The sequence below is a fragment of the Citrobacter sp. Cpo030 genome (assembly GCF_030333005.1).
Lineage (GTDB): Bacteria > Pseudomonadota > Gammaproteobacteria > Enterobacterales > Enterobacteriaceae > Citrobacter > Citrobacter portucalensis.
This window is the reverse complement of sequence record NZ_JAOWGT010000050.1, coordinates 24900-48090: the sequence shown is the minus strand read 5'-3', so window position 1 is coordinate 48090 and position 23191 is coordinate 24900. Positions and strand designations below refer to the sequence as shown.

Below are 23191 nucleotides of genomic sequence, written 5' to 3'. Positions count from 1 at the left end.
AGATGACGAAGTCGCAGCTTTAGCTGAATGTCACAACTGAATGAAAAAAGGCGGCTATTATACTGGAAATTCTGCCGCACGATAAGAGCCTACTGGGATAGACTCTCAGTCCGGTACTGACTGTACGCCTGTTTCCTGGACGGGCATTGCGTAATCTCACAAAAAATAACAAAAATTGTCGCCCCTTTCACACTGATTCGCGATTAAGGTGTAACGGAATTCTTTTATTACTGGAGTGACCATGCTGGAATTGAACGCTAAAACAACCGCCCTTGTCGTGATTGATTTACAGGAAGGGATCCTGCCTTTCGCTGGCGGGCCTCATACGGCACATGATGTGGTTACCCGCGCCGCGCAGTTGGCGGAAAAATTCCGTGCCCACGGTTCCCCGGTGGTAATGGTGCGCGTCGGCTGGTCTGACGATTACGCCGAAGCGCTGAAACAACCCGTAGATGCTCAGACTCCGGCAAAAGCGTTGCCCGAAAACTGGTGGGATTACCCGGCGGCTCTGGGGAAATGCGCCAGCGATATCGAAGTGACTAAACGCCAGTGGGGAGCCTTCTATGGCACTGATCTGGAATTGCAGTTGCGTCGCCGGGGCATCGATACCATCGTCCTGTGCGGCATCTCTACGAACATTGGCGTGGAGTCAACGGCGCGAAATGCGTGGGAGCTGGGTTTCAGTCTGATCATTGCAGAGAATGCCTGTAGCGCCGCCAGTGCTGAACAACACCAGGGCAGCATGACTCACATTTTCCCGCGCATTGCGCGCGTTCGCAGCGTGGAGGAGATTCTGCAAGCGCTATGATCTATATCGGTTTACCCCAGTGGTCGCATCCAAAATGGGTGCGTCTGGGGATCACCAGCCTTGAAGAATATGCCCGCCACTTTAACTGCGTGGAGGGCAATACCACGCTGTATGCGCTGCCTAAAGCCGATATTGTTGCCCGCTGGCAGGCACAGACCACCGATGCGTTTCGATTTTGTTTTAAGTTTCCGGCGACCATCTCGCACCAGGCCGCGCTGCGTAATTGTGATGACCTGGTACAGGAATTTTTTACGCGTATGTCGCCGCTGGAATCGCGCATTGGACAATACTGGCTGCAATTACCCGCGACTTTTGGCCCACGCGACCTGCCTGCCCTGTGGCAGTTTCTCGATGCGCTCCCGAAATCCTTTACCTACGGTGTGGAAGTTCGCCATCCGGAGTTCTTTGCCAAAGGCGAAGCCGAACAGCTATTTAATCGCGGTTTACACGAGCGTGGAGTAAACCGGGTGATTCTGGACAGCCGCCCGGTGCATGCCGCAATCCCACATACCGAAGCCATACGTGACGCTCAGCGCAAAAAACCGAAGGTTCCGGTGCATGCTGTGGTGACGGCAAACCATCCGATGGTACGCTTTATCGGTAGCGATGATATGGCACAAAACAGCGCCCTTTTTGCCGTCTGGCTGACCAAGCTGCCGCTATGGCAACGCACCACGACGCCGTATCTGTTTTTGCATACGCCGGACATCGCGCAAGCCCCGGAGCTTGTTGATACGCTATGGGCAGATTTACACAGTGCTCTGCCAGAGATCGGATCAGCTCCCTCTATTCCACAGCAATCTTCTCTTTTCTGAAAATGCCACCTATCATAGTCAATGCCAGCAGCCATTTTAAAAGGGAGTTTGTATGGTAAGCGCGCTTTATGCCGTATTGGGTGCGTTATTGTTAATAAAGTTCTCCTTTGACGTCGTTCGCCTGCGCATGCAATACCGCGTTGCCTATGGCGATGGAGGTTTTAGCGAGCTGCAAAGCGCTATCCGCATTCACGGTAATGCAGTGGAATATATTCCCGTCGCATTAGTGCTGCTGTTATTTATGGAAATGAACGGCGCAGAGACGTGGATGGTGCATATTTGCGGGCTGATGTTGATTGCCGGACGTCTGATGCATTATTACGGATTCCACCACCGACTATTCCGCTGGCGCCGTTCGGGCATGAGCGCAACCTGGTGTTCGCTGTTGCTAATGGTGCTGGCGAATCTTTGGTATATGCCCTGGGAGTTGGTTTTCTCCCTGCATTAGCGCACAATACGCCACTTTATTTTTCCCGGATTTTTACGTTATGTCTCACCGCGACACGCTTTTTTCTGCGCCTATCGCCAGTCTGGGTGACTGGACCTTTGATGAACGGGTAGCTGAAGTCTTCCCGGATATGATCCAGCGTTCCGTTCCTGGCTATTCCAATATCATATCTATGATTGGCATGCTGGCCGAACGTTTCGTACAACCCAACACGCAGGTCTACGATCTGGGCTGTTCTCTGGGCGCGGCGACGCTCTCGGTGCGTCGCAATATTCATCACGAGAATTGCAAAATTATTGCCGTCGATAACTCCCCGGCGATGGTTGAGCGCTGCCGTCGTCATATTGATGCCTATAAGGCACCGACCCCGGTTGAGGTTGTCGAAGGCGATATTCGCAACATTACTATCGAAAACGCCTCGATGGTGGTGCTGAATTTTACCCTGCAATTTCTTGAGCCACCTGAGCGCCAGGCATTGTTGGATAAGATTTATCAAGGGTTGAATCCCGGCGGCGCGCTGGTGCTGTCTGAAAAATTCAGTTTCGAAGACGCTAACGTTGGCGAGCTGCTGTTCAACATGCACCACGACTTCAAACGGGCCAATGGCTACAGCGAACTGGAAATTAGCCAGAAACGCAGCATGCTGGAAAACGTGATGCTGACCGACTCGGTAGAAACGCACAAAGCGCGACTGCATCAGGCCGGCTTTGAGCACAGCGAATTGTGGTTCCAGTGCTTCAACTTTGGCTCTCTGGTGGCGTTGAAAGCTGAGGTTAGCGCATGATCGATTTTGGTAACTTTTATCAGTTGATTGCCAAAAATCATCTGTCCCATTGGCTGGAAACGCTTCCGGCGCAAATCGCTGCCTGGCAGCGCGATCAGCACGGTCTTTTTAAGCAATGGTCAAACGCCGTCGAGTTTCTGCCCGAGCTGACGCCGCATCGTCTGGACTTACTACACAGCGTTACCGCAGAAAGTAAAGAACCGCTCAGCGAAGGCCAGCTTAAACGCATCGACACCCTGATGCGGAACCTGATGCCATGGCGTAAAGGACCGTACTCGCTGTACGGCGTCAACATCGATACCGAATGGCGTTCCGACTGGAAGTGGGATCGCGTCCTGCCGCACTTGTCTGATCTCACCGGACGTACCATTCTTGACGTCGGCTGCGGCAGTGGCTATCACATGTGGCGCATGATTGGCGCTGGAGCGCATCTGGCGGTTGGCATCGATCCTACGCAACTGTTCCTGTGCCAGTTTGAGGCGGTGCGTAAACTGCTGGGCAATGACCAGCGTGCTCACCTGCTGCCGCTGGGTATTGAGCAACTTCCAGCGCTCAACGCCTTTGACACTGTGTTCTCCATGGGCGTGCTTTATCACCGCCGATCGCCACTGGAACATCTGTGGCAGTTAAAAGATCAGTTGGTTAAAGATGGCGAACTGGTGCTGGAAACGCTGGTCGTCGAAGGTGATGAAAATACCGTACTGGTGCCGGGCGATCGCTACGCGCAAATGCGTAATGTCTACTTTATTCCATCTGCGTTGGCTTTAAAAAACTGGCTGGAAAAATGCGGTTTTGTTGATGTGCGCATCGCCGATGTCTGCGTCACCACCACCGAAGAGCAGCGCCGCACTGAGTGGATGGTAACCGAGTCGCTGGCCGACTTCCTCGACCCGAACGACCACAGCAAAACGGTAGAAGGTTACCCCGCCCCGCTGCGTGCAGTCTTGATTGCGCGTAAGCCGTGATGGATTGCCCGGTGACGCTACGCGTACCGGGCCTACAACTCCCGTAGGCCTGATAAGGCATCGCCGCCATCAGGCATAAAAGGATAAAAAAAGGCCCCTGTTGAAATTGCAGGGGCCTGGTACGAGCAAGCATCATATTGGGCGACATGATGCAACGGTAAAATCAGTTGGCCTGATGGTGTGCAATGATTGCTTTCATTTCAGCAACCGCCGTCCCGTCTACCGCATAGCGCGAATACTCATCCGCCTGCGCATCCGAAGACATCGACAACCCCGAATTGCGATAACGCATTGGTGAAGCCAGCCATACTCCGGCAGAACTGTGGACTTCCTGCACTCCAGCATCAAGGAGCAGGGACAAATTCGAGGCGCGAACCCCCGCTCCGGCCATAATGATTGGAGCACCGGGCTGCGCAATAAGTTCCATTATTTTTGTTAAACCTTGCGCCGCATCTGATTTTTGCCCTGAAGTGAGTACTCTGGCGATGCCCAGCTCAGCTAATTTTTTAAGCGCATTGAGTGGGTTAGCACACATATCAAAGGCCCGATGAAAAGTGACTTGCAGCGAACCGGCGGCGATCATTATTTTCTCCATGCGCGGCATATCGATATCGCCATCCGCATCTAAAATGCCGGTCACCAGCCCTGAGAACCCCAGATCTCTGACCATCGCAATATCATCCAGCATTGCAGCGAATTCACCTTCGGTGTAGCAAAAGTCGCCTCCACGTGGGCGAATAATGGGATTGACGGGAATCGAAATGTGCTGGCGAACAGAGCGCAAGACGCCCAGTGACGGTGTTAAGCCCCCTTCTTTGGGTGCCGAGCAGAGTTCAATCCGATCCGCGCCGTTTTGCTGCGCCGTGCGCGCGCACTCCATGCTGTAACAGCAGATTTCCAGTATAGCCATGCTCACTCCTGACGTTCGCTTGCCACAATGGTTTCAATCGACCACGGATGGAATTTTATCGTCACGCTGCCATCGCTAACCGCCAGCGTCGGATTCGGTAAACGCTCACGCTCTCCTTTTGGCGAGCTGGTTTTCACAAATATGCCCGGTTGACTCAGACCGTGATCGGAAAGCAGCGCCAGCGCGCGCGCATTCAGCGTTTCCGCCTCTCCCGGCAGAACAATTTCAATATGTTCCCAGCCTTCATGTGGGTAGCGTTTTTCGCCCGGCCACGGCAGTTCGACGATGGAAAATTGCCAATGTTGCACACAAACCGGCTCATGCAGTTTAAAAAGACAAATAGGTCTGCCGTTAATGATGTTTTCTGACAACAATTCACCGCACTGTTCAAACCCACGACACCAGCGCTCTGCGGTGGTATTTTGATGGCAACGCAAGGAAATGTGATCGGCTTCCAGGCCTGTGATATCCAGCCCAAGACGGGTAGAAAGTTCCGTTAATGCCTGCGTGAAATGCGGTAAATCTGCAGAAATATCCTGTAGTTCTGCAACGGTTTGCCAGTTCGCCATATTAAAAGCTCATATCCATGTTCAAAGTCGCTAATTTACTCTGTTGCGCTGCGCCATCCAACCGCTGTTTTCTCCGAACACATCATGAATAAATTTACGCCATTGCATTGTTTATAATTCAGGCTACTGGCGGTACACACAATGCTGACGGCAACGGGCATTTGCAGTATACTCCCGCCCTTAATTCTTAAACTGGTGCGGTGAATTTTAGGCCGCTTCATAAATGTAAGGTATTCCGGTGAATATTCAGGCTCTTCTCTCAGAAAAAGTCAGTCAGGCCATGATTGCTGCAGGTGCGCCTGCAGATTGCGAACCGCAGGTTCGTCAGTCAGCAAAAGTACAGTTCGGCGACTATCAAGCTAACGGCATGATGGCTGTCGCTAAAAAACTGGGTATGGCGCCGCGACAACTGGCTGAGCAGGTGCTGACTCATCTGGAGCTCAACGGGATTGCCAGCAAAGTTGAAATTGCAGGCCCAGGCTTTATCAATATTTTCCTCGATCCGGCATTTCTGGCGCAGCTCGTTCAGCAGGCGCTGGCTTCCGATCGTCTGGGCGTCACTCAACCGGCTAAACAAACCGTCGTTGTTGACTACTCCGCGCCTAACGTAGCGAAAGAGATGCACGTTGGTCACCTGCGTTCCACCATCATTGGTGACGCGGCGGTGCGTACGCTGGAGTTCCTCGGTCACAAAGTTATCCGCGCCAACCACGTTGGCGACTGGGGTACTCAGTTCGGTATGCTCATTGCATGGCTGGAAAAACAGCAGCAGGAAAATGCCGGAGAGATGGCGCTGGCTGACCTGGAAGGTTTCTACCGTGATGCGAAAAAACATTACGACGAAGATGAAGTCTTCGCGGAACGCGCCCGTAGTTATGTCGTGAAACTGCAAGGCGGCGACGAATACTTCCGCGAGATGTGGCGCAAACTGGTCGACATTACCATGTCGCAAAACCAGTTAACCTACGATCGCCTCAACGTTACTCTGACCCGTGACGACGTCATGGGCGAAAGCCTGTACAACCCGATGCTGCCTGGTATCGTGGCCGATCTCAAAGCTAAAGGCCTGGCTGTTGAAAGCGAAGGCGCTACCGTCGTATTCCTTGATGAGTATAAGAACAAGGAAGGCGAACCGATGGGCGTTATCATTCAGAAGAAAGATGGCGGCTATCTCTACACCACAACCGACATCGCCTGCGCCAAATATCGTTACGAAACCCTGCATGCCGACCGCGTACTGTATTACATCGACTCCCGTCAGCATCAGCACTTAATGCAGGCCTGGACCATCGTACGTAAAGCTGGTTATGTGCCGGATTCAGTGCCACTGGAACACCACATGTTCGGTATGATGCTGGGCAAAGACGGTAAACCGTTCAAAACCCGCGCGGGCGGCACGGTAAAACTGGCCGATCTGCTGGATGAAGCGCTGGAGCGTGCACGTCGTCTGGTCGCGGAGAAGAACCCAGACATGCCTGCCGACGAACTGGAAAAACTGGCAAATGCGGTCGGTATCGGCGCAGTGAAATACGCGGATCTGTCCAAAAACCGTACTACCGACTACATCTTCGACTGGGACAACATGCTGGCGTTCGAAGGTAACACCGCGCCATATATGCAGTACGCTTATACCCGCGTACTGTCCGTGTTCCGTAAAGCAGATATCGACGAAAGCGCGCTGGCAAATGCGCAGGTCGTCATCAGCGAAGATCGCGAGGCTCAACTGGCGGCACGTCTGCTGCAGTTTGAAGAAACGCTGACCGTCGTTGCACGTGAAGGTACGCCACACGTGATGTGTGCTTACCTGTACGACGTTGCTGGTCTGTTCTCCGGCTTCTACGAGCACTGCCCTATTCTCAGCGCTGAAAACGAAGAGATTCGTAACAGCCGACTGAAACTGGCACAGCTGACGGCGAAAACGCTGAAGCTGGGTCTGGATACACTGGGTATCGAAACAGTAGAACGTATGTAATCACCTCAAGTAATATGAAAGCCCGCGCTATGTCGCGGGTTTTTTTATTTCCCCGAATTACCGCCCTTGTAGGCAGCACTATCAGGCCGACGAGAAACGGCTACGTTCACTGTAATTTGTAACAACCCACAAGGAATGACACACTTCCCTAGAGATATGGAACATCTTTTGCCTGTCATCCCGTCTAAGCCTCCGTATCATTAGGCGGCGAATTAATCGGGTACGGGTCAATGACATTCAGAGATTTTGAGGCGGAAGAAAAACTCTTCCAGCGGCGTGTATTGGTGGCCTTTGGCCTGGTAGTCATCTGTTTTGGCATCCTGATTTACAATCTGTATAACTTACAAATCTGTCAGCACCAGTATTACACCACCCGGTCGAATGCAAACGACATCAAAATGCTGCCCGTCGCCCCAACGCGCGGCATGATTTACGATCGCAACGGCATCCCGCTGGTGCGCAACGTTACCTGGTACGATATTTCTGTTACGCCGTATAAAATCAGCGATATGAATGCGTTACTCCAGCAGCTCACGCCGATCGTTGACCTCACTCCTGATGACATAGACCAGTTTCGCCATGAGCTGAAAACCAGCAGCCGCTATCGTCCTGTGGTGCTAAAAAATGCGCTAACCGATGTCGAAATCGCCCGTTTCTCGGTAAACCAGTTTCATTTTAGCGGCGTCAACATCAATAGTTACGAAGACCGCCAGTATCCCTATGGCGCGGCGCTGGCGCATGTCCTGGGTTATGTTTCAAAAATCAATGACAACGACCTGAAAGCACTGGATCAAAAAGGTCTGGCGGAGAACTACGCCGCCGATCACAACATCGGTAAGCAAGGTATTGAGCGCTATTACGAAAACGAACTGCATGGAAAGACCGGTTATCAGGAGGTGGAAGTAGATAACCACGGACGCATCGTACGCCTGATCAAAGATGTGCCGCCCGTTGCCGGAAAAGATATCCATCTGACGCTGGATTTACATTTACAGCAATACATTGAGAGCTTGTTGGCTGGCCAGCGTGCCGCCGTTTTGGTTGAAGATCCACACGACGGTTCCGTACTGGCGATGGTCTCAAACCCCAGCTACGACCCTAATCCATTTGTCAAAGGCATCAGCTATCAGGACTATAACAAGCTACTCCAGGATAAAGACCTGCCATTAATCAACCGCGTCACGCAGGGATTGTACCCTCCCGCTTCAACGGTCAAACCGTATATGGCGATGTCGGCATTACTGAACGGTGTGATCACGCCGCAGACCAGTTTCTTCGGTGCCCCTACCTGGACGCTACCCGGCACCGAGCGACATTACCGTGACTGGAAAAAAACGGGCCACGGTATGCTGGATGTCACCAAAGCGATAGAAGAGTCTGCCGATACGTTCTTCTATCAGGTGGCGTTTATGATGGGGATCGACCGGATTAACAGCATGCTCAGCCAGTTTGGTTACGGTAAACCGACCGGCATCGATCTTGATGAGGAGTATAACGGCCTGCTCCCGAGCCGCGAATGGAAGCAAAAAGTACACAAAAAAGCCTGGTATCAGGGGGACACTATTTCAGTTGGCATCGGTCAGGGCTACTGGATTGCCACGCCTATCCAGATGGTAAAAGCCATGGTCGCACTGATTAACAACGGCAAGGTTATCGTCCCTCACCTGCTGCTCGATGAAGAGAGCGGCAAAACCATCACGCCGTATCAGGCTCCAGAAGCACCTTCACAAATCGCCTCGGCCTCATCGCCCTACTGGGGACTGGTGCGTCAGGCGATGTTCGGCATGGCGAATGAACCAAATGGTACAGGTTATAAGTTCTTTCACACCGCGCCTTACGGCATTGCGGCAAAAAGTGGCACCTCGCAGGTCTTTAGCCTGAAAGAAAATCAGACCTACAATGCGAAGATGATCCCTGTCCGCTTGCGCGACCACGTGTTCTATACCGCATTTGCACCCTATAAGAACCCGAAGGTCGCGGTGGCGTTAATTCTGGAAAACGGCGGCAGCGATGGGGTCACCGCCGCGCCAGTTATGCGTCAAATCATGGATCATCTGTTTGCCCCGCAGGACAACACGGTACAAACAGTGACGACTGAACAATCAGGTCCGATAGCGGTATCGCCATTGAATACCGATATCAAAAATACTTTCGCAAGTATTCGGTAAGACACAGCATCGCCATCGCCTGTCCGTAAGGCATGGAGGTCCGAGGGATGTTGCGGTAGAAATCAAGATTATGTCCCATCCCGGTACCAAACGAGGTGTGCAGCAGTTCACCTTCCGGTGAAATATGCTGCACAATGCCGCGAATGGCCTTTTCGGCCACCAGCGCATACTCTTGCCCAACATAGCGTTTACGTACTGCTTTGAGGATCCCATAGGCAAATCCGGCAGTTGCCGATGCTTCCAGATACGACTGAGGGTCGTCCAGCAAGGTATGCCACAACCCACTTTCATCCTGGCATTTCGCCAGCGCCGCGATTTGCGCGTTCAGGACCTGAACCAGATAGCGGTGAACAGAATTGTTTTCCGGTAAATCAAGTAATTCGAGGAAGTCCGGGATCACGATAGTTAACCAACTGTTGCCACGCGCCCAGCGGGCATTAGCAAAGTTATGATTTCCTTCATAGCTCCAGCCGTGGAACCACAGCCCCGTTTCTTTATCCATCAGGTTTTGCACGTGCAGCAGGAACTGATACGTTGCCTCTTCGATGTAGTCCGGGCGATTGAGTAGCTTGCCAATCTTCGCCAGCGGTAAAACCGTCATCATCAGCGTGTCATCCCACATCTGTTGATGGTTTTCTTCCGCCAGCGTGATGTGTTGCATACCACCAAATTCGGTACGCGGCATCTCATGCATTGCCCACTCAGCCCAGCTGTCGAGCCACGGCAGATACGCTGGGTTACGCGTCTCTTCATAGCGATACGCCAACGTTAAAAATGGCGCCATGGTGTTCACGTTTTTGGTGGTCGCACCTTCAGCAAAACGCTCGGCAAACCAGCTATCGATGATATCGCGCATCGTTTCATCGCCGGTTTGCAGATAGTACTGATACATCCCGTACAGGCCGACGCCGTGTGTCCACTCCCATCCCGCCCAGCCTTTAGTATCAATTACGCGTCCATCGTCCAGACGCAGCAAGAACTCGCCGGTTTCGTCATGAATATTGACCAGGTTATGCGTCACCTTTTTGATCAGCGTTTTTAATTCATCCCTGGCAATAAAATGTTCTGGCTGGCGCAATAACGGGCTATGTTTAACCGGGTAAACAATCATTTACTTAACCTCTGTCAATGTCGGATTCAATGCTGAGACTTGCCCCTGTTACGGCGCAGCAGCTTTTTTGGAGGCCCCGCAATCCTCGCTTTGACAATGGGCATCCTTATAGGGTCACAGTAAAAGCTAACAGGAAGTGAAACCTTTCTATTTCTGCCAGAAGGATTCGTGAAATGGCAAGAATACAAAGAGTCCGGCAACGTACGTCACTTATTTTATAAAACGGCGTTTCTATTTAATTGAGTGAGAGACTGAAATGTTGAAACAACCAGCAGTTTCAACTGCTGGTCTGAATGACAGAGGGTGTTAACGGTAGTTCACAATCACCTGATTGCTCTGAATGCGTAACGCGGGGATCAGGCGACCACCGCCGGGGACCTCCCAGACAAAATGCATCGGTTCAATGGCCGGAACGTTATTGAACCCGTTGGTGGTCCCACTTTGCCCGTCCAGCTCGACACAACGGGACTGAGAACATAAACGCACCCGCAAACCTGCGGGCGTGGGGCCATTCAGCTCATAGCGCCAGGCCACCAGCGTCATCAAGCCTGAGACCGGCTGGCTGGGAACCAAAGGATCAGACGAGGCTGATTGGCCACGGTGATTTAAGGTGATCCCCATGCCACTTGCCTGCCAGGCCCCTTCTCCAGCGGCCTGCGCCACCAGAGGAAAAAACAACAACCACAGTAGCTTACGCATTATTTACCTCCAATGGTCGCCGTCATACGGATATGGCGGTTATCGGAAAGCTCCATGTTCGATAACACCACCAGCTGCGGGATGCTGCGACGTAAAAACCGCGCCAGTAACGGACGTAACGCGTGATTAACCAGCAAGACCGGCGGCGCGCCCAACATTTCCTGCCGGGACAGCGCTTCCTGAGTCTGCGCCAGCAGGCGGTCTGCCAGCCCAGGCTCCAGGCCGCCGCCTCCCTGCAGCGCTTGCAGCAGCAAACGCTCGAGCGGAGTATCAAGACCGATAACCTGAACCTCTTCATTACCCGGGAACCACTGCTGAGTGATGGCGCGTCCTAACGCAACACGGACGACCGCGGTAAGCTCATGCGGATCGTTTTGCAGCGGCGCATGTTCCGCCAGCGTTTCAAGGATGGTGCGCATATCGCGAATCGGTACTTTCTCGTCCAGTAAGTTCTGCAGCACTTTATGCAGCGTGGTGAGCGTCACAACGCCCGGCACCAGATCTTCCGTCAGCTTTGGCATCTCCTGCGACACACGGTCCAGTAGCTGCTGCGCCTCCTGACGGCCAAACAGCTCGGCGGCGAACTGGCCAATCAGGTGGTTAAGATGCGTAGCGACAACAGTACTGGCTTCAACCACCGTAAAGCCCTGAATCTGCGCCTGTTCCTTCAATGCGCTTTCAATCCAGATAGCGTCCAGTCCGAAAGCCGGATCGACCGTTTTCTCGCCCGGCAGCGACCCGGCGGCAGTACCCGGGTTAATGGCCAGCCAGCGTCCCGGATAGGCGTCACCGCTGCCAATCTCTACCCCTTTCATCAAAATTCGATAGCGGGCCGGCTGCAGATCCATATTGTCGCGGATGTGTACCACCGGCGGCAGGAAGCCCATATCCTGGGCAAATTTCTTACGAATACTGCGAATTCGCCCCAGCAACTCGCCATCCTGCTGAAAGTCCACCATTGGGATCAGGCGATACCCTACCTCCATTCCCAGGGAGTCTTCCAGTTGCACGTCGTTCCACGTGGCTTCCACCACGGAGTTGTTTTCCGGCATTTTCACCGGCTGCGGTTCATCTGGCGCTTTTTGCTCACGACCGCGCATCCACCATGCCAGGGCCAACAATGCGGCAGTAAACATCAGAAACACCAGGTTCGGCATGCCCGGAACCAGACCCAAAAGTCCAAGCACCGCCGCACTGAGCAGCATAACGCTGGGGTTGCTGAACAGTTGGGTCACCATCTGTTCGCCTACGTCCTGGTCGGTACTCACGCGGGTCACGATAACGCCCGCCGCGGTAGAGATAACCAGCGCAGGAATTTGTGCCACCAGCCCGTCACCGATGGTCAGCAGGGTATAACTTTCCGCAGCGCTGCCCATGCTCATACCATGCTGCAACACCCCAACTAACAGACCGCCGACCACGTTGATCACCATGATCAAAATACCGGCGATGGCGTCTCCACGGACGAATTTACTCGCACCGTCCATTGAGCCGTAAAAATCCGCTTCCTGGGTCACTTCCGAGCGTCGTTTTTTAGCTTCATCTTCGCCAATCAGACCGGCATTCAAATCTGCATCAATCGCCATCTGCTTGCCGGGCATTCCGTCCAGTACAAAGCGCGCGCCTACCTCGGCGATACGTCCTGCACCTTTAGTGATTACCATAAAGTTAATGATGACGAGAATCACGAAGACCACGATGCCGATCGCGAAGTTACCGCCCACCAGGAAGTGACCAAAGGCTTCAACTACCTTCCCCGCCGCCGCTGCGCCGGTGTGTCCTTCCATCAAAATGATACGGGTCGACGCGACGTTCAGCGCCAGGCGTAATAATGTGGTAAACAGCAAAATCGTCGGGAATGCGGCAAACTCCAGCGTACGCTGGGTGAACATGGCCACCAGCAGCACCATGATCGACAGCGCAATGTTAAATGTGAACAGCAAATCGAGGACGAAAGCCGGCAGCGGCAGCACCATCATCGACAGGATCAGCAGGATGAGGATCGGTCCGGCAAGGATTTGCCATTGCGTGGATTTCAGGTTGCTGGGCAGACGCAGCATCGCGACCAGATTAGCCATCAGTATTCTTCTCGTTCATGAAATCCAGTGCTTCAGGCACCGGAAGGTTTTCAGGTTGTGGTGGACGCTTGCCGCCAGCCAGACGCCAGCGTTTTAGCTGCCATACCCATGCCAGTACTTCAGCAACGGCGGCATACAATTGACCAGGTATTTGCTGACCAATTTCAGCATGGCGATAGAGCGCACGCGCCAGTGGCGGCGCTTCTAATGTCGGGACACGGTGCTCTGCGCCAATTTCACGGATGCGCAGCGCAACCAGCCCGGCCCCTTTCGCAACAACTTTCGGCGCGCTCATTTTGTTCTCGTCATACTTCAACGCCACTGAGTAGTGCGTAGGGTTAGTGACAATAACGTCTGCTTTCGGCACATCCGCCATCATGCGACGCTGAGCGGCCGCGCGCTGCATTTGACGAATTTTGCCCTTAACGTGCGGGTCACCTTCGCTTTGCTTAAATTCATCGCGGATATCCTGACGCGACATACGTAGCTTTTTCACATGGCTATAGATCTGGAAAAAGACGTCGAACCCCACCATCGGAATAACACCAAGTACCACCAGTAGTGCACACATACCGACTAAATCCAGGGCGTTGCCCATCGCCGTAATCGGTGACTCCGCCATCAGACGCATCATCGCCGGCCAGTTATGCCAGAGATAAAATCCGGCCACGCTTCCCACTAACGTGGACTTCAGTATCGCTTTGAGCAGTTCTGCGCCGGTTTGCGCGGAAAACATGCGCTTAATGCCCGGTAACGGATTCAGCTTCGAGAATTTGGGTTGCAGGGATTTACCGCTGAAAATCAAGCCGCCAAGCATCACCGGGGAGATTAAAGCCACCAAAACGACGCCGGTAATCAACGGCAACAGCGCAATCATTGCGTCTTTAATCAACAGGATGATTTGGCTCAGGATCAGATTCGGGTCGTTGACCATACTGTGGTCAAAACGTAATCCGGTCGACAGCATGCCAGCCAGTCTGCGGGCAAGCGACTCCCCACCTATCCAGATAATGCACACACCCACCAGCAAAATGAGCAGTGAGGTTAGCTCTTTGGATCGGGGGATCTGCCCTTCTTCCCGTGCTTTTTCAAGTCGGTGGGGTGTGGGGGCTTCTGTTTTGTCGTCGTCGCTTTCTTCTGCCACGCATCAGACCCTGGATAGAGATATAGGCGAGAATGATGCCAGAACAGCTATCCAGCAATGGGAAGAGTAAGCGGTAAAAAAGACGGGATTTATGGCTTTAAGCAGAATTGCGCGTAAGCCGGATGAGAGGCCCACGCCTCACATCCGGCAAATACTCATCAGAACCCGAGGCTATCCAGCAGGTCGTCAACCTGATCCTGACTTGCCACTACACCGGCTTTCGAGGCGTCAACCTGCGGGCCGTTAAGCAAGCTTTCGTTTTCACGTTTTGGACGTGCGCCCTGTTCCGGAATGTTTTCCAACAGAACCATCAGCAGCTGACGTTCAATTTCCTGGATAACATCCATCATGCGCTTGATGACCTGTCCGGTGAGATCCTGGAAATCCTGCGCCATCATGATGTCCAGCAACTGGGCATTGGTAAAGCTGGTATGTCCAGGCACATCACCAAGGAACTGACGGGTATCGGTGACCAGTTCTCGAGCGTCGGACAGTTCGATCGGATTTTCGAACCATTCATCCCAGCGTTTGGTCAGGTCTTTGGCCCCTTTTTCCATCGCGTCCTGATGCGGCTGCGAAGCTTCTACGCTGTTCAGCGCGCGCTCTGCCGCCTGAGCGGTCATCTGTACAACGTAATCGAGACGATCGCGGGCATCGGGAATCGCTTCTGCCGCTTCGGCAATGGCCTGATCCAGCCCCAGTTCACGCAAGCTATCGCGCAGCATTCGGGTCAAACTGCCGATGCGCGCGATGATGTCCCCTGCAGAGTGCTCGTCAGCAGGTTTAATTTGTGGTTGCATCATCATCATCACACCCTCACATGCCCAGTTTCTCAAAGATTTTATTCAGTTTTTCTTCCAGCGTCGCCGCCGTGAACGGTTTCACGACATAGCCACTGGCACCTGCCTGTGCTGCCGCAATGATGTTCTCTTTTTTCGCTTCTGCCGTGACCATCAGCACCGGCAGAGAAGCCATCCCGCCATCGGCACGGATGGTTTTCAGCAGTTCCAGTCCATCCATGTTCGGCATGTTCCAGTCAGAAATAACAAAGCCGAATCCCCCAGCCTGCAGCTTGTTCAGCGCATCCACGCCATCTTCAGCCTCTTCAACATTGTTGAATCCCAGCTCTTTAAGCAGGTTACGCACGATGCGACGCATGGTGGAAAAGTCATCCACAACCAAAAACTTAAGCTCTTTATCCGCCATAAAAATAAACTCCTGATTCAAATACGTATTGCCTGTCCGGCACTAATTTTCACCAGCATTTGCTGGCTCACCTGGCTAAGATCGACCACTTCGCTTACGCTACCCATATTGATGGCCTCGCGCGGCATGCCGAACACCACACAACTTGCTTCGTTTTGCGCAATGGTCCAGGCTCCCGCCTGATTCATCGCTAACATTCCGGCTGCGCCATCGTTGCCCATACCGGTCAGGATCACCCCGACGGCATTGCGCCCCGCATGTTTCGCCACCGAATGGAACAGCACATCCACTGAGGGCCGATGCCGATTAACTGGCGGACCGTCATGAATTTTGATCTGATAGTTCGCGCCGCTGCGCGCCAGTTCCATATGCTTGTCACCCGGCGCGATATACGCATGCCCTGGAAGCACACGTTCTCCGTCTTCTGCCTCTTTCACGGTTATCTGACACAGCTTGTTCAGACGTTCGGCGAACGAACGGGTAAATCCTGGCGGCATATGCTGAGTAATAAGAATACCGGGACTTGAAAGCGGCAATGGCTGGAGTACATGGCGAATTGCCTCTGTTCCTCCGGTTGAGGCGCCGATGACCAGCAGTTTTTCTGAACTGAGTAATGGCCCCGCTTTCAAGGTTGTGGGTGCCGCCATGGGCTTATGGGCCGCCAGTTTTGCGCGCGATGCGGTGCGGATTTTCTCCGCAATCATCTCGCTATACGCCAGCATTCCTTCGCGGATCCCCAACTGAGGTTTGGTGACAAAATCAATCGCCCCCAGCTCCAGCGCCCGCAGCGTGACCTCTGAACCTTTACCGGTCAGCGAAGAAACCATGACTACCGGCATCGGACGCAGACGCATCAACTTCTCAAGAAAGTCGAGGCCGTCCATGCGCGGCATTTCCACGTCCAGCGTCAGGACGTCGGGATTGTATTTTTTGATTAAATCCCGGGCGACCAACGGATCCGGCGCCGTCGCCACCATTTCCATATCACTGTGACTGTTAATAATTTCGGTCATGATTTGACGCATCAATGCAGAATCATCTACCGACAACACCCTGATTTTACTCATGCTTTATCCTTACCTGGCGCATGCGCATACACGGTCTGTCCACGCAGGCTAAACTCGCGCACAAGGTTGCTAAAGTTTTCTGAATGACCTGCAAACAGCAGCCCGTCAGGTTTAAGAAGTGGAACAAAACGGTGCAAAATGTCCTGTTGAGTCGTTTTATCGAAATAGATCATAACGTTACGACAAAATATGGCGTCGAACGGTCCGGGCACGTTGTACTGCTTATCCAGTAAGTTCACGCTGGAAAATTCAACATGACCTGCCAGTTCCTGCCTTACGCGTACCAGTCCTTCATGCGGCCCGGTGCCGCGCATGAAATAACGCTGCAACTGCTGGGGTGACAGCGTCTTTAGCTCATCGAGGCGGTAAATGCCGTTTCTGGCCTTTTCCAGCACTTCGGTATCAATGTCGCTGGCAAAAACACGCCAGCGGCCCGGTGCCATACCTAAGGTATCGGCAAGCGTAATCGCAATGCTGTAGGGTTCTTCTCCGGTTGACGCCGCCGCGCTCCAGACGCGGTATTCACCGCTGCGCCGACGAGCGTGATCTGACAGCACCGGAAAATGATGCCCTTCGCGAAAAAACGCGGTCAGGTTGGTAGTCAGGGAGTTAATAAAAGCCTGCCACTCAGCGCTGTTCTGGTTAGCTTCCAGCATGCTGAGATAGCGACCAAAGTCATCCAGCCCCAGGGTACGCAGACGACGAACCAGGCGGTTATAAACCATGTCCCGCTTATGGTCGGCCAGTACGATCCCCGCACGCTGGTAGATTAATTGACATATCCGACGAAAATGCGCGTCAGACAGCGCGAGGCGCTGTGTCATCTGTAACAATAATGACGTTTGCCCGGAGGGCAGAGATGATGTCATAGCGCCTTCTCAATCACATTCAGGATACAACGGGCGCAACCTGAGGCTGCGCCAACTCTTGTTTTGCTACGGTTTGCTCTTCAAGTTTAAAAAATGCGACACAAGCAGAAAGATGATCGGCCTGCGTCGCAAGTTGTCCGGCGGCGGATGCGGCTTCTTCCACCAGACCGGCGTTTTGCTGCGTCACGGAGTCCATCTGGCTGACGGCCTGCGCCACCTGCTCAATGCCTCTGCGCTGTTCATCGGATGCCGAGGCAATCTCGCCCATGATGTCGTTAACCCGGGTCACCGAACTGACAATTTCCGTCATAGTGCGCGACGCCATATCCACCAGTTGCGATCCCTGCTGCACCCGGATGACGGATTCCTCAATCAGTCCCTTAATTTCTTTCGCCGCCTGTGCGCTACGGCTTGCCAGATTGCGCACTTCTCCGGCGACGACGGCAAAACCACGCCCTTGCTCCCCCGCTCTGGCGGCCTCTACCGCGGCATTCAACGCCAGGATATTGGTCTGGAAGGCAATGCTGTCAATCACCCCGATAATGTCGCCGATTTTCTGCGAGCTGGCAGAAATCTCATGCATGGTGCTGGCGACCCGGGACGTCTGCTCGCCACCTTTATGCGCTGTGTCTGCCGCACTTTTGGCGATTCCTGACGCCTGGCGTGCGTTATCAGCGTTCTGGCCGACGGTGGCGGTCAGTTGTTCCATGCTGGCCGCCGTTTGCGCCAGCGCAGCCGCCTGCTGTTCAGTCCGTGAAGACAAATCGTTATTGCCCATCGCGATTTCTGAAATACCGCTATGCATGGCTGAGCTGCCCTGACGAACGTCACTTACCGTTTCGCGTAACGCCTTTTGCATCTTCTGCAGGCTGGCAAAAATAGCCGAGATCTCATTGCGCCCATAAACCGCTACCGGTCGTGCCAGGTTCCCCGCGGCAATACTGTCGAAATGGCTGCCAATAATCGCCAGCGGCTGAACGATCATCTTGCGTGACCAGAACAGCGCACCGCTGGTGAGCAGTGCCGCCAGTACCACCATGGTGGCGAAAATCACCCCCGACATATGGTAATTACGCTGACTCTGCTCCCCCGCCGTTTGCAACACGCTGTCAATGTTGCTCTGCCACGCATTCACATTCGCATCAAAAGCATCCTGAGCCGCCTGCACCGGCGCGGTCAGAAAATCTGACAACTGATTGTTTTCAAGCCAGGTTGCCTGATGCGCGAGAGCGCTGTGCCACTGGCTGAAGCTATTCTCCGTTGCGCCAAACAGCGCCTTGCCTTGCTCCGTCGAATCCGACGTCGCCATAAAGCGTTTAAACATCAATTCAGACTGCGTCAGGCTATCGCGCGCGAGGGTCATCAGCGTTTTGATGTCCTCTGGCGGATAGCTCAGGGCGGTCAGCGTCCCTGCCTTATTAAGGGCCGTACTGGCCTGTAATAACACAGCGCGGGTTTGGGCCAGCGCAGCGCGTTGCTGATTACTCCGTTCGACCTGATTCAGGTTCTGAAAACCGTCCCGAAATGCCCAGAAGGACAAGCCATTACTGCCAATCTGCAAAACTCCGCAGAGGATCAAAATCAAAAACAGCGTGGTCGAAATTCGAATACGATTAAACATCAACGCTCCCGTCGGGCGGCACTGGCCGCGGTTTAACTATCAGTCAAAATGTTTCCCAATTCGTATCTTGTTCAATGCTCTGGCGCGGATAAGATGCGCTCGGGGCTGCAGGTAATCGTGTATCGCGTGGTTTTGTCGAGGCCGGACGTGACGCAAGACGGAAAGTCGACACCGACTGCGTTAAGCGACTGGCCTGTTCTTCAAGAGCGGCCGCGGCGGCAGCTGACTCCTGTACCAAAGAGGCGTTTTGCTGCGTAACACGATCCATTTCAGAGACCGCGAGCGCAACCTGATCAATCCCCCGGCTTTGCTCGTCAGATGCCGAGGCAATCTCGCCCATAATGTCTGTCACCCGCGTCACGGCATTGACGATATCGTTCATCGTTTCGCCGGCGCTTTCTACCAGTACGGAACCGGTATCAACCCGGGAAACGGAATCTTCAATCAATGCCTTAATCTCTTTCGCCGCCTGCGCACTGCGGCTTGCCAGATTACGCACTTCACCCGCCACCACAGCAAAGCCGCGGCCTTGCTCACCGGCACGCGCTGCTTCAACCGCCGCGTTCAGTGCGAGAATGTTGGTCTGAAAGGCAATGCCATCGATGACGCTGATGATGTCGGCGATTTTCTTCGAGCTATCGGCGATTTCGTGCATGGTGTTTACCACGCTATCAACCACTTTGCCGCCATGCTGCGCGGTGTCAGAAGCGCTTTTCGCCAGTTGCGAGGCCTGACGCGCGTTGTCCGCGTTTTGCTTCACGGTTGCTGTCAGCTGTTCCATGCTGGCAGCGGTCTCTTCCAGCGCAGACGCCTGCTGTTCCGTACGAGATGAAAGGTCAGTGTTTCCGCTGGCAATTTCGCTGGTACCGGAATAAATCGCATCAGAGCCTTCACGCACCAGGGTGACGGTTTCCGTCAAGGAGCGCTGCATATGATCAACCGTACTGGCCAGCTCGCCGATTTCGTTACGGCCGCTAACAGCGAGAGTTGCGGTCAGGTTACCGCTGGCGATTTCCCGAATATGGGCAATGACACGGGACAGAGGATTAAGCAGGGTATGACGGATGCCGTACCAGACCACCACCAGAATCAGCACCAGCACGACGGCCAACACGCCAAGCTGCCATTGGGCAAAATGGTAATCCCGCGCGCTTTGATCAAATGCCTGGACGTAAAGCTTTTCGCTAACGCTGGCGTACTTGCCCAGCGCCTCGCCGAGCGCGTTTTGCATTCCCTGCGTAGGCTGCGCGAAGTAGGCGTCCATATTGCCGCTTTCCAGAAACTGAACCAGTTCTGCCAGGGCCGCATGGTACTGCTGGTATTTTTCCTCAACGTTGCCGCTGGCTTCTGCCATTTCCGGCAACGGTGTGATGTTTTTAAATTTTGCGTAATGCGTTTCGGCCTGCGCCAGCGATGCTTTCGCATTCTTCAGCAGATCGTTTTTAGCGCTGCTTTGCTGGTTAGACGCATCCATCATCATGCGCGCAGAAGAACGGCTTAAATTGATTCGTGTCTGCAGCATCAGATCCCATGTTGAGGTGAGTTCACTTTGCTGCTGTCGAAGATCGTTAGAAATAACAAAACTTTGCTGATTCTGCTGCAATGAAGAAAACAACAGACCACCGGAAACAAGCTGTAGCAGTGCGAAAACCCCCAGCACCATCATCAGCATTGTGACAACGCGGATACGGTTAAACATAAGGCACCTTCCTGAAAACGAGTTATCAACGTTATCGGCACTCGCTGAGATAACTTTACGTTTGCGAAAAGGAAATCCTGAAGGGATGTGAAGCCTGGCGAGGGGAAAATAAAACGGGTGCGCAGCAACCACAAATCATTCACATAAAAACACCATAATTATCATGTAAATAACATTTATTTTCATCGATGAGCACGGCCAGAATGGCCGAAGTACGCATTTTTATGTGATTGAGATCACACATACGCATCGTAAATACCACAACAAAATGGATAAAAAATTAAAAAAAGTTGTATCCGCTAACGCTTTAATCCAATTTATATGATGAATACTTCGTTACCACTTAATAAGTATAAAAAATGAGTAACCGATCAATAAATGTTAAATCCTTACTGAGGGCTTTTTAGTGGCAAATGCAAACAAACTCACGTTGTTTATCGTGATCTTCATGCTGGCGGGGATCCTGTCGGGTGCGGTGATCCACTCTTATGCCTCCCCCGGCGTTGTGACCGCCTGGGCCGATAACATTACGCTTCTTACCGACATCTTTTTACGCCTGATTAAAATGGTGATCGCGCCTTTAGTATTCAGCACCCTGACAGTTGGTATTATGCGCCTGGGAGAAACGTCCACCATCGGGCGCGTGGGCGGCAAAGCGATGATCTGGTTTATCAGCTCTTCTATATTGTCTATCCTGGTCGGTCTGTTTGTGGTTTCCCTTGAGCAACCTGGCAGCGGGCTGAACCTGGCGATCCCGCTGGAAGCCACCGACACCGGCCTGGCCGTGGGCGGCATGAGCCTGAAAGGTTTTCTGACGCATACCATTCCAACCAGCATCGCCGAAGCGATGGCTAACAATGAGATCCTGCAAATTGTGGTGTTCTCAATGTTCTTCGGTATTGGTGGCGCATCGCTCGGAGAGAAATTTAACGCTCCACTGGTTGCCGCGCTGGATGTGGTTTCCCACATTATGCTGAAAGTGACCGGCTACGTGATGTACGTTGCGCCGCTGGCTATTTTTGCCGCCATCTCTTCCGTCATCTCCACCCAAGGGCTGGGGATCCTGCTTAACTATGCGTCGTTTATCGGCGGCTACTATGTGGCGATTTTGCTGACCTGCCTGGTTCTGCTGGCTGTGGGATATGTCATGCTGAAAAAAGAGGTATTTCGCCTGGTGAGCATGCTGAAAGACCCGGTTTTGGTCGCATTCACCACCAGCAGCTCTGAGGCCGCTTATCCGAAAACGCTGGAGCAATTAACTAAATTTGGCTGCTCACCCAACATCGTGTCATTCGTGCTACCTATCGGTTATTCGTTTAACCTGGTCGGTTCCATGGTCTATTGTTCATTTGCCTCTATGTTTATCGCGCAGGCCTATAACATCCACCTATCCTTCGCAGAAATCACCGTCCTGATGCTGACGCTGATGCTGGCGTCCAAAGGGATTGCCGGTGTGCCGCGTTCAGCACTGGTAGTGTTGGCTGCAACCATCCCGAGCTTTAACATTCCGGTCGCCGGGATCCTGTTGCTGATGGGAATTGACCACTTCCTGGATATGGGACGTTCAGCAATCAACGTATTAGGTAACGGGATTGCAACGGCGATGCTGGCGCAGGATGAAGGTTTACTGGAAGAAGAACCCGAGCTGGTTGAGCGGGAAGCGTAAGAGAGAAATCTGCCGGATGCGCTACGCTCATCCGGCCTGCAACAGCAATCATTGTAGGCCGGATGAGTTATGGCGATTATGCGACGTGGGAAGCGGCAATATCCAGCAGCGCCATTTCTTCGCTGTTCAGCAGCTTCTCAATGTTGACCAGAATCAGCATCCGGTCACCCAGCGCACCCAATCCCGTCAAATATTCCGTTGACAGCGTGACCGCAAACTCCGGTGCCGGACGGATTTGATCCGTTGTCAGCGACAGCACATCCGAGACGCCATCTACCACAATGCCAACCACTCGCTGACCCAGATTCAGCACGATCACCACGGTGTTTTCGTTGTAATCCACATCGCTCTGGCTAAATTTCACGCGCAGGTCGACGATAGGCACAATCACACCACGCAGGTTTGTGACGCCTTTGATAAACGCTGGCGTGTTAGCGATGCGCGTCACCTGATCATAACCACGGATTTCCTGCACTTTCAGGATATCGATACCGTACTCTTCATCCCCCAGCGTAAACACGAGGAATTCCTGACCTGACGGTTCGCCGGCCAGTTTAGTTACATTACTCATACCGGTCATATTATTCCCTTC

Annotated in this window: 21 protein-coding genes; 8 read left to right on the top strand and 13 right to left on the bottom strand. The window is 53.2% G+C overall.

Going from position 1 to position 23191, the window contains the following annotated elements; genetic code table 11:
* Window positions 1-241: 241 nt before the first annotated feature.
* From OGY37_RS08075 to cmoB, 5 genes are read left to right on the top strand one after another with little or no spacing between them, the layout of a single operon-like run.
* Entirely contained in the window at window positions 242-808 is a 567-nt protein-coding gene (locus OGY37_RS08075) for a hydrolase (RefSeq protein ID WP_286552262.1), read from the top strand.
* Window positions 805-1623, top strand: coding sequence for a DUF72 domain-containing protein (locus tag OGY37_RS08070; protein WP_149282002.1), 819 nt, complete (start codon window positions 805-807; stop codon window positions 1621-1623). Before OGY37_RS08075 ends, OGY37_RS08070 begins: the two co-directional genes overlap by 4 nt.
* 52 nt (window positions 1624-1675) lie before the next feature.
* Window positions 1676-2071: an MAPEG family protein gene (locus OGY37_RS08065; protein ID WP_003833847.1), complete on the top strand. Its 396-nt coding sequence runs from the start codon at window positions 1676-1678 to the stop codon at window positions 2069-2071.
* A gap of 40 nt (window positions 2072-2111) precedes the next feature.
* Complete coding sequence (gene cmoA / locus OGY37_RS08060) at window positions 2112-2855, top strand: carboxy-S-adenosyl-L-methionine synthase CmoA (protein WP_003034686.1); 744 nt, start codon at window positions 2112-2114, stop codon at window positions 2853-2855.
* On the top strand, window positions 2852-3820 hold the full coding sequence (cmoB, locus tag OGY37_RS08055; protein ID WP_003833851.1) for a tRNA 5-methoxyuridine(34)/uridine 5-oxyacetic acid(34) synthase CmoB: 969 nt from the start codon (window positions 2852-2854) through the stop codon (window positions 3818-3820). The genes cmoA and cmoB overlap by 4 nt, the downstream gene beginning before the upstream one ends.
* Window positions 3821-3983: 163 nt before the next feature.
* Here the strand turns inward: cmoB and cutC are convergent, their stop codons facing one another.
* On the bottom strand, window positions 3984-4730 hold the full coding sequence (cutC, locus tag OGY37_RS08050; RefSeq protein ID WP_286620537.1) for a copper homeostasis protein CutC: 747 nt from the start codon (window positions 4728-4730) through the stop codon (window positions 3984-3986).
* A gap of 2 nt (window positions 4731-4732) precedes the next feature.
* The gene (locus OGY37_RS08045) at window positions 4733-5299 is read right to left on the bottom strand and encodes a VOC family protein (RefSeq protein WP_286620535.1); all 567 of its coding nucleotides are present in this window, start codon (window positions 5297-5299) and stop codon (window positions 4733-4735) included.
* Between the two features lie 238 nt (window positions 5300-5537).
* Between OGY37_RS08045 and argS the strand changes: the two genes are divergently transcribed.
* Both argS and mrdA2 read left to right on the top strand, forming a co-directional pair.
* A complete protein-coding gene (gene argS, locus OGY37_RS08040; protein WP_286620531.1) occupies window positions 5538-7271 on the top strand; it encodes an arginine--tRNA ligase in 1734 nt (577 codons plus the stop codon).
* Window positions 7272-7501: 230 nt separating this feature from the next.
* The gene (mrdA2, locus tag OGY37_RS08035) at window positions 7502-9439 is read left to right on the top strand and encodes a peptidoglycan DD-transpeptidase MrdA2 (RefSeq protein WP_286620529.1); all 1938 of its coding nucleotides are present in this window, start codon (window positions 7502-7504) and stop codon (window positions 9437-9439) included.
* On the opposite strand, the gene bglB is transcribed toward mrdA2, so the two are convergent.
* The 10 genes from bglB to tar all read right to left on the bottom strand — a co-directional run bounded on the left by bglB (window position 9411) and on the right by tar (window position 20933).
* Complete coding sequence (gene bglB / locus OGY37_RS08030) at window positions 9411-10550, bottom strand: beta-galactosidase BglB (RefSeq protein WP_148361850.1); 1140 nt, start codon at window positions 10548-10550, stop codon at window positions 9411-9413. The two genes, mrdA2 and bglB, sit on opposite strands and share 29 nt — an antisense overlap.
* 306 nt (window positions 10551-10856) lie before the next feature.
* Window positions 10857-11249: a flagellar protein FlhE gene (gene flhE / locus OGY37_RS08025; protein ID WP_003833862.1), complete on the bottom strand. Its 393-nt coding sequence runs from the start codon at window positions 11247-11249 to the stop codon at window positions 10857-10859.
* A complete protein-coding gene (flhA, locus tag OGY37_RS08020; protein ID WP_003833865.1) occupies window positions 11249-13327 on the bottom strand; it encodes a flagellar biosynthesis protein FlhA in 2079 nt (692 codons plus the stop codon). Before flhA ends, flhE begins: the two co-directional genes overlap by 1 nt.
* Entirely contained in the window at window positions 13320-14471 is a 1152-nt protein-coding gene (flhB, locus tag OGY37_RS08015) for a flagellar biosynthesis protein FlhB (protein WP_126317818.1), read from the bottom strand. Before flhB ends, flhA begins: the two co-directional genes overlap by 8 nt.
* Window positions 14472-14629: 158 nt before the next feature.
* Complete coding sequence (cheZ, locus tag OGY37_RS08010; protein ID WP_003034659.1) at window positions 14630-15274, bottom strand: protein phosphatase CheZ; 645 nt, start codon at window positions 15272-15274, stop codon at window positions 14630-14632.
* Window positions 15275-15287: 13 nt separating this feature from the next.
* Window positions 15288-15677: a chemotaxis response regulator CheY gene (cheY, locus tag OGY37_RS08005; RefSeq protein WP_003034656.1), complete on the bottom strand. Its 390-nt coding sequence runs from the start codon at window positions 15675-15677 to the stop codon at window positions 15288-15290.
* Window positions 15678-15694: 17 nt separating this feature from the next.
* Complete coding sequence (locus OGY37_RS08000) at window positions 15695-16744, bottom strand: protein-glutamate methylesterase/protein-glutamine glutaminase (protein WP_286620527.1); 1050 nt, start codon at window positions 16742-16744, stop codon at window positions 15695-15697.
* Window positions 16741-17613 carry a protein-glutamate O-methyltransferase CheR gene (cheR, locus tag OGY37_RS07995; protein ID WP_032943796.1) on the bottom strand — a complete coding sequence of 291 codons (873 nt, stop codon included), beginning with the start codon at window positions 17611-17613 and terminating at the stop codon, window positions 16741-16743. Before cheR ends, OGY37_RS08000 begins: the two co-directional genes overlap by 4 nt.
* Window positions 17614-17632: 19 nt before the next feature.
* Window positions 17633-19234, bottom strand: coding sequence for a methyl-accepting chemotaxis protein IV (tap, locus tag OGY37_RS07990; RefSeq protein WP_286620525.1), 1602 nt, complete (start codon window positions 19232-19234; stop codon window positions 17633-17635).
* A 43-nt stretch (window positions 19235-19277) separates the two neighbouring features.
* Window positions 19278-20933, bottom strand: coding sequence for a methyl-accepting chemotaxis protein II (tar, locus tag OGY37_RS07985; protein ID WP_003833879.1), 1656 nt, complete (start codon window positions 20931-20933; stop codon window positions 19278-19280).
* A 406-nt stretch (window positions 20934-21339) separates the two neighbouring features.
* On the opposite strand from tar, the gene OGY37_RS07980 reads away from it, so the two are divergent.
* Entirely contained in the window at window positions 21340-22599 is a 1260-nt protein-coding gene (locus tag OGY37_RS07980) for a dicarboxylate/amino acid:cation symporter (RefSeq protein ID WP_003833882.1), read from the top strand.
* A gap of 76 nt (window positions 22600-22675) precedes the next feature.
* Here the strand turns inward: OGY37_RS07980 and cheW are convergent, their stop codons facing one another.
* Window positions 22676-23179, bottom strand: coding sequence for a chemotaxis protein CheW (cheW, locus tag OGY37_RS07975; RefSeq protein WP_003034638.1), 504 nt, complete (start codon window positions 23177-23179; stop codon window positions 22676-22678).
* Window positions 23180-23191 lie beyond the last annotated feature (12 nt).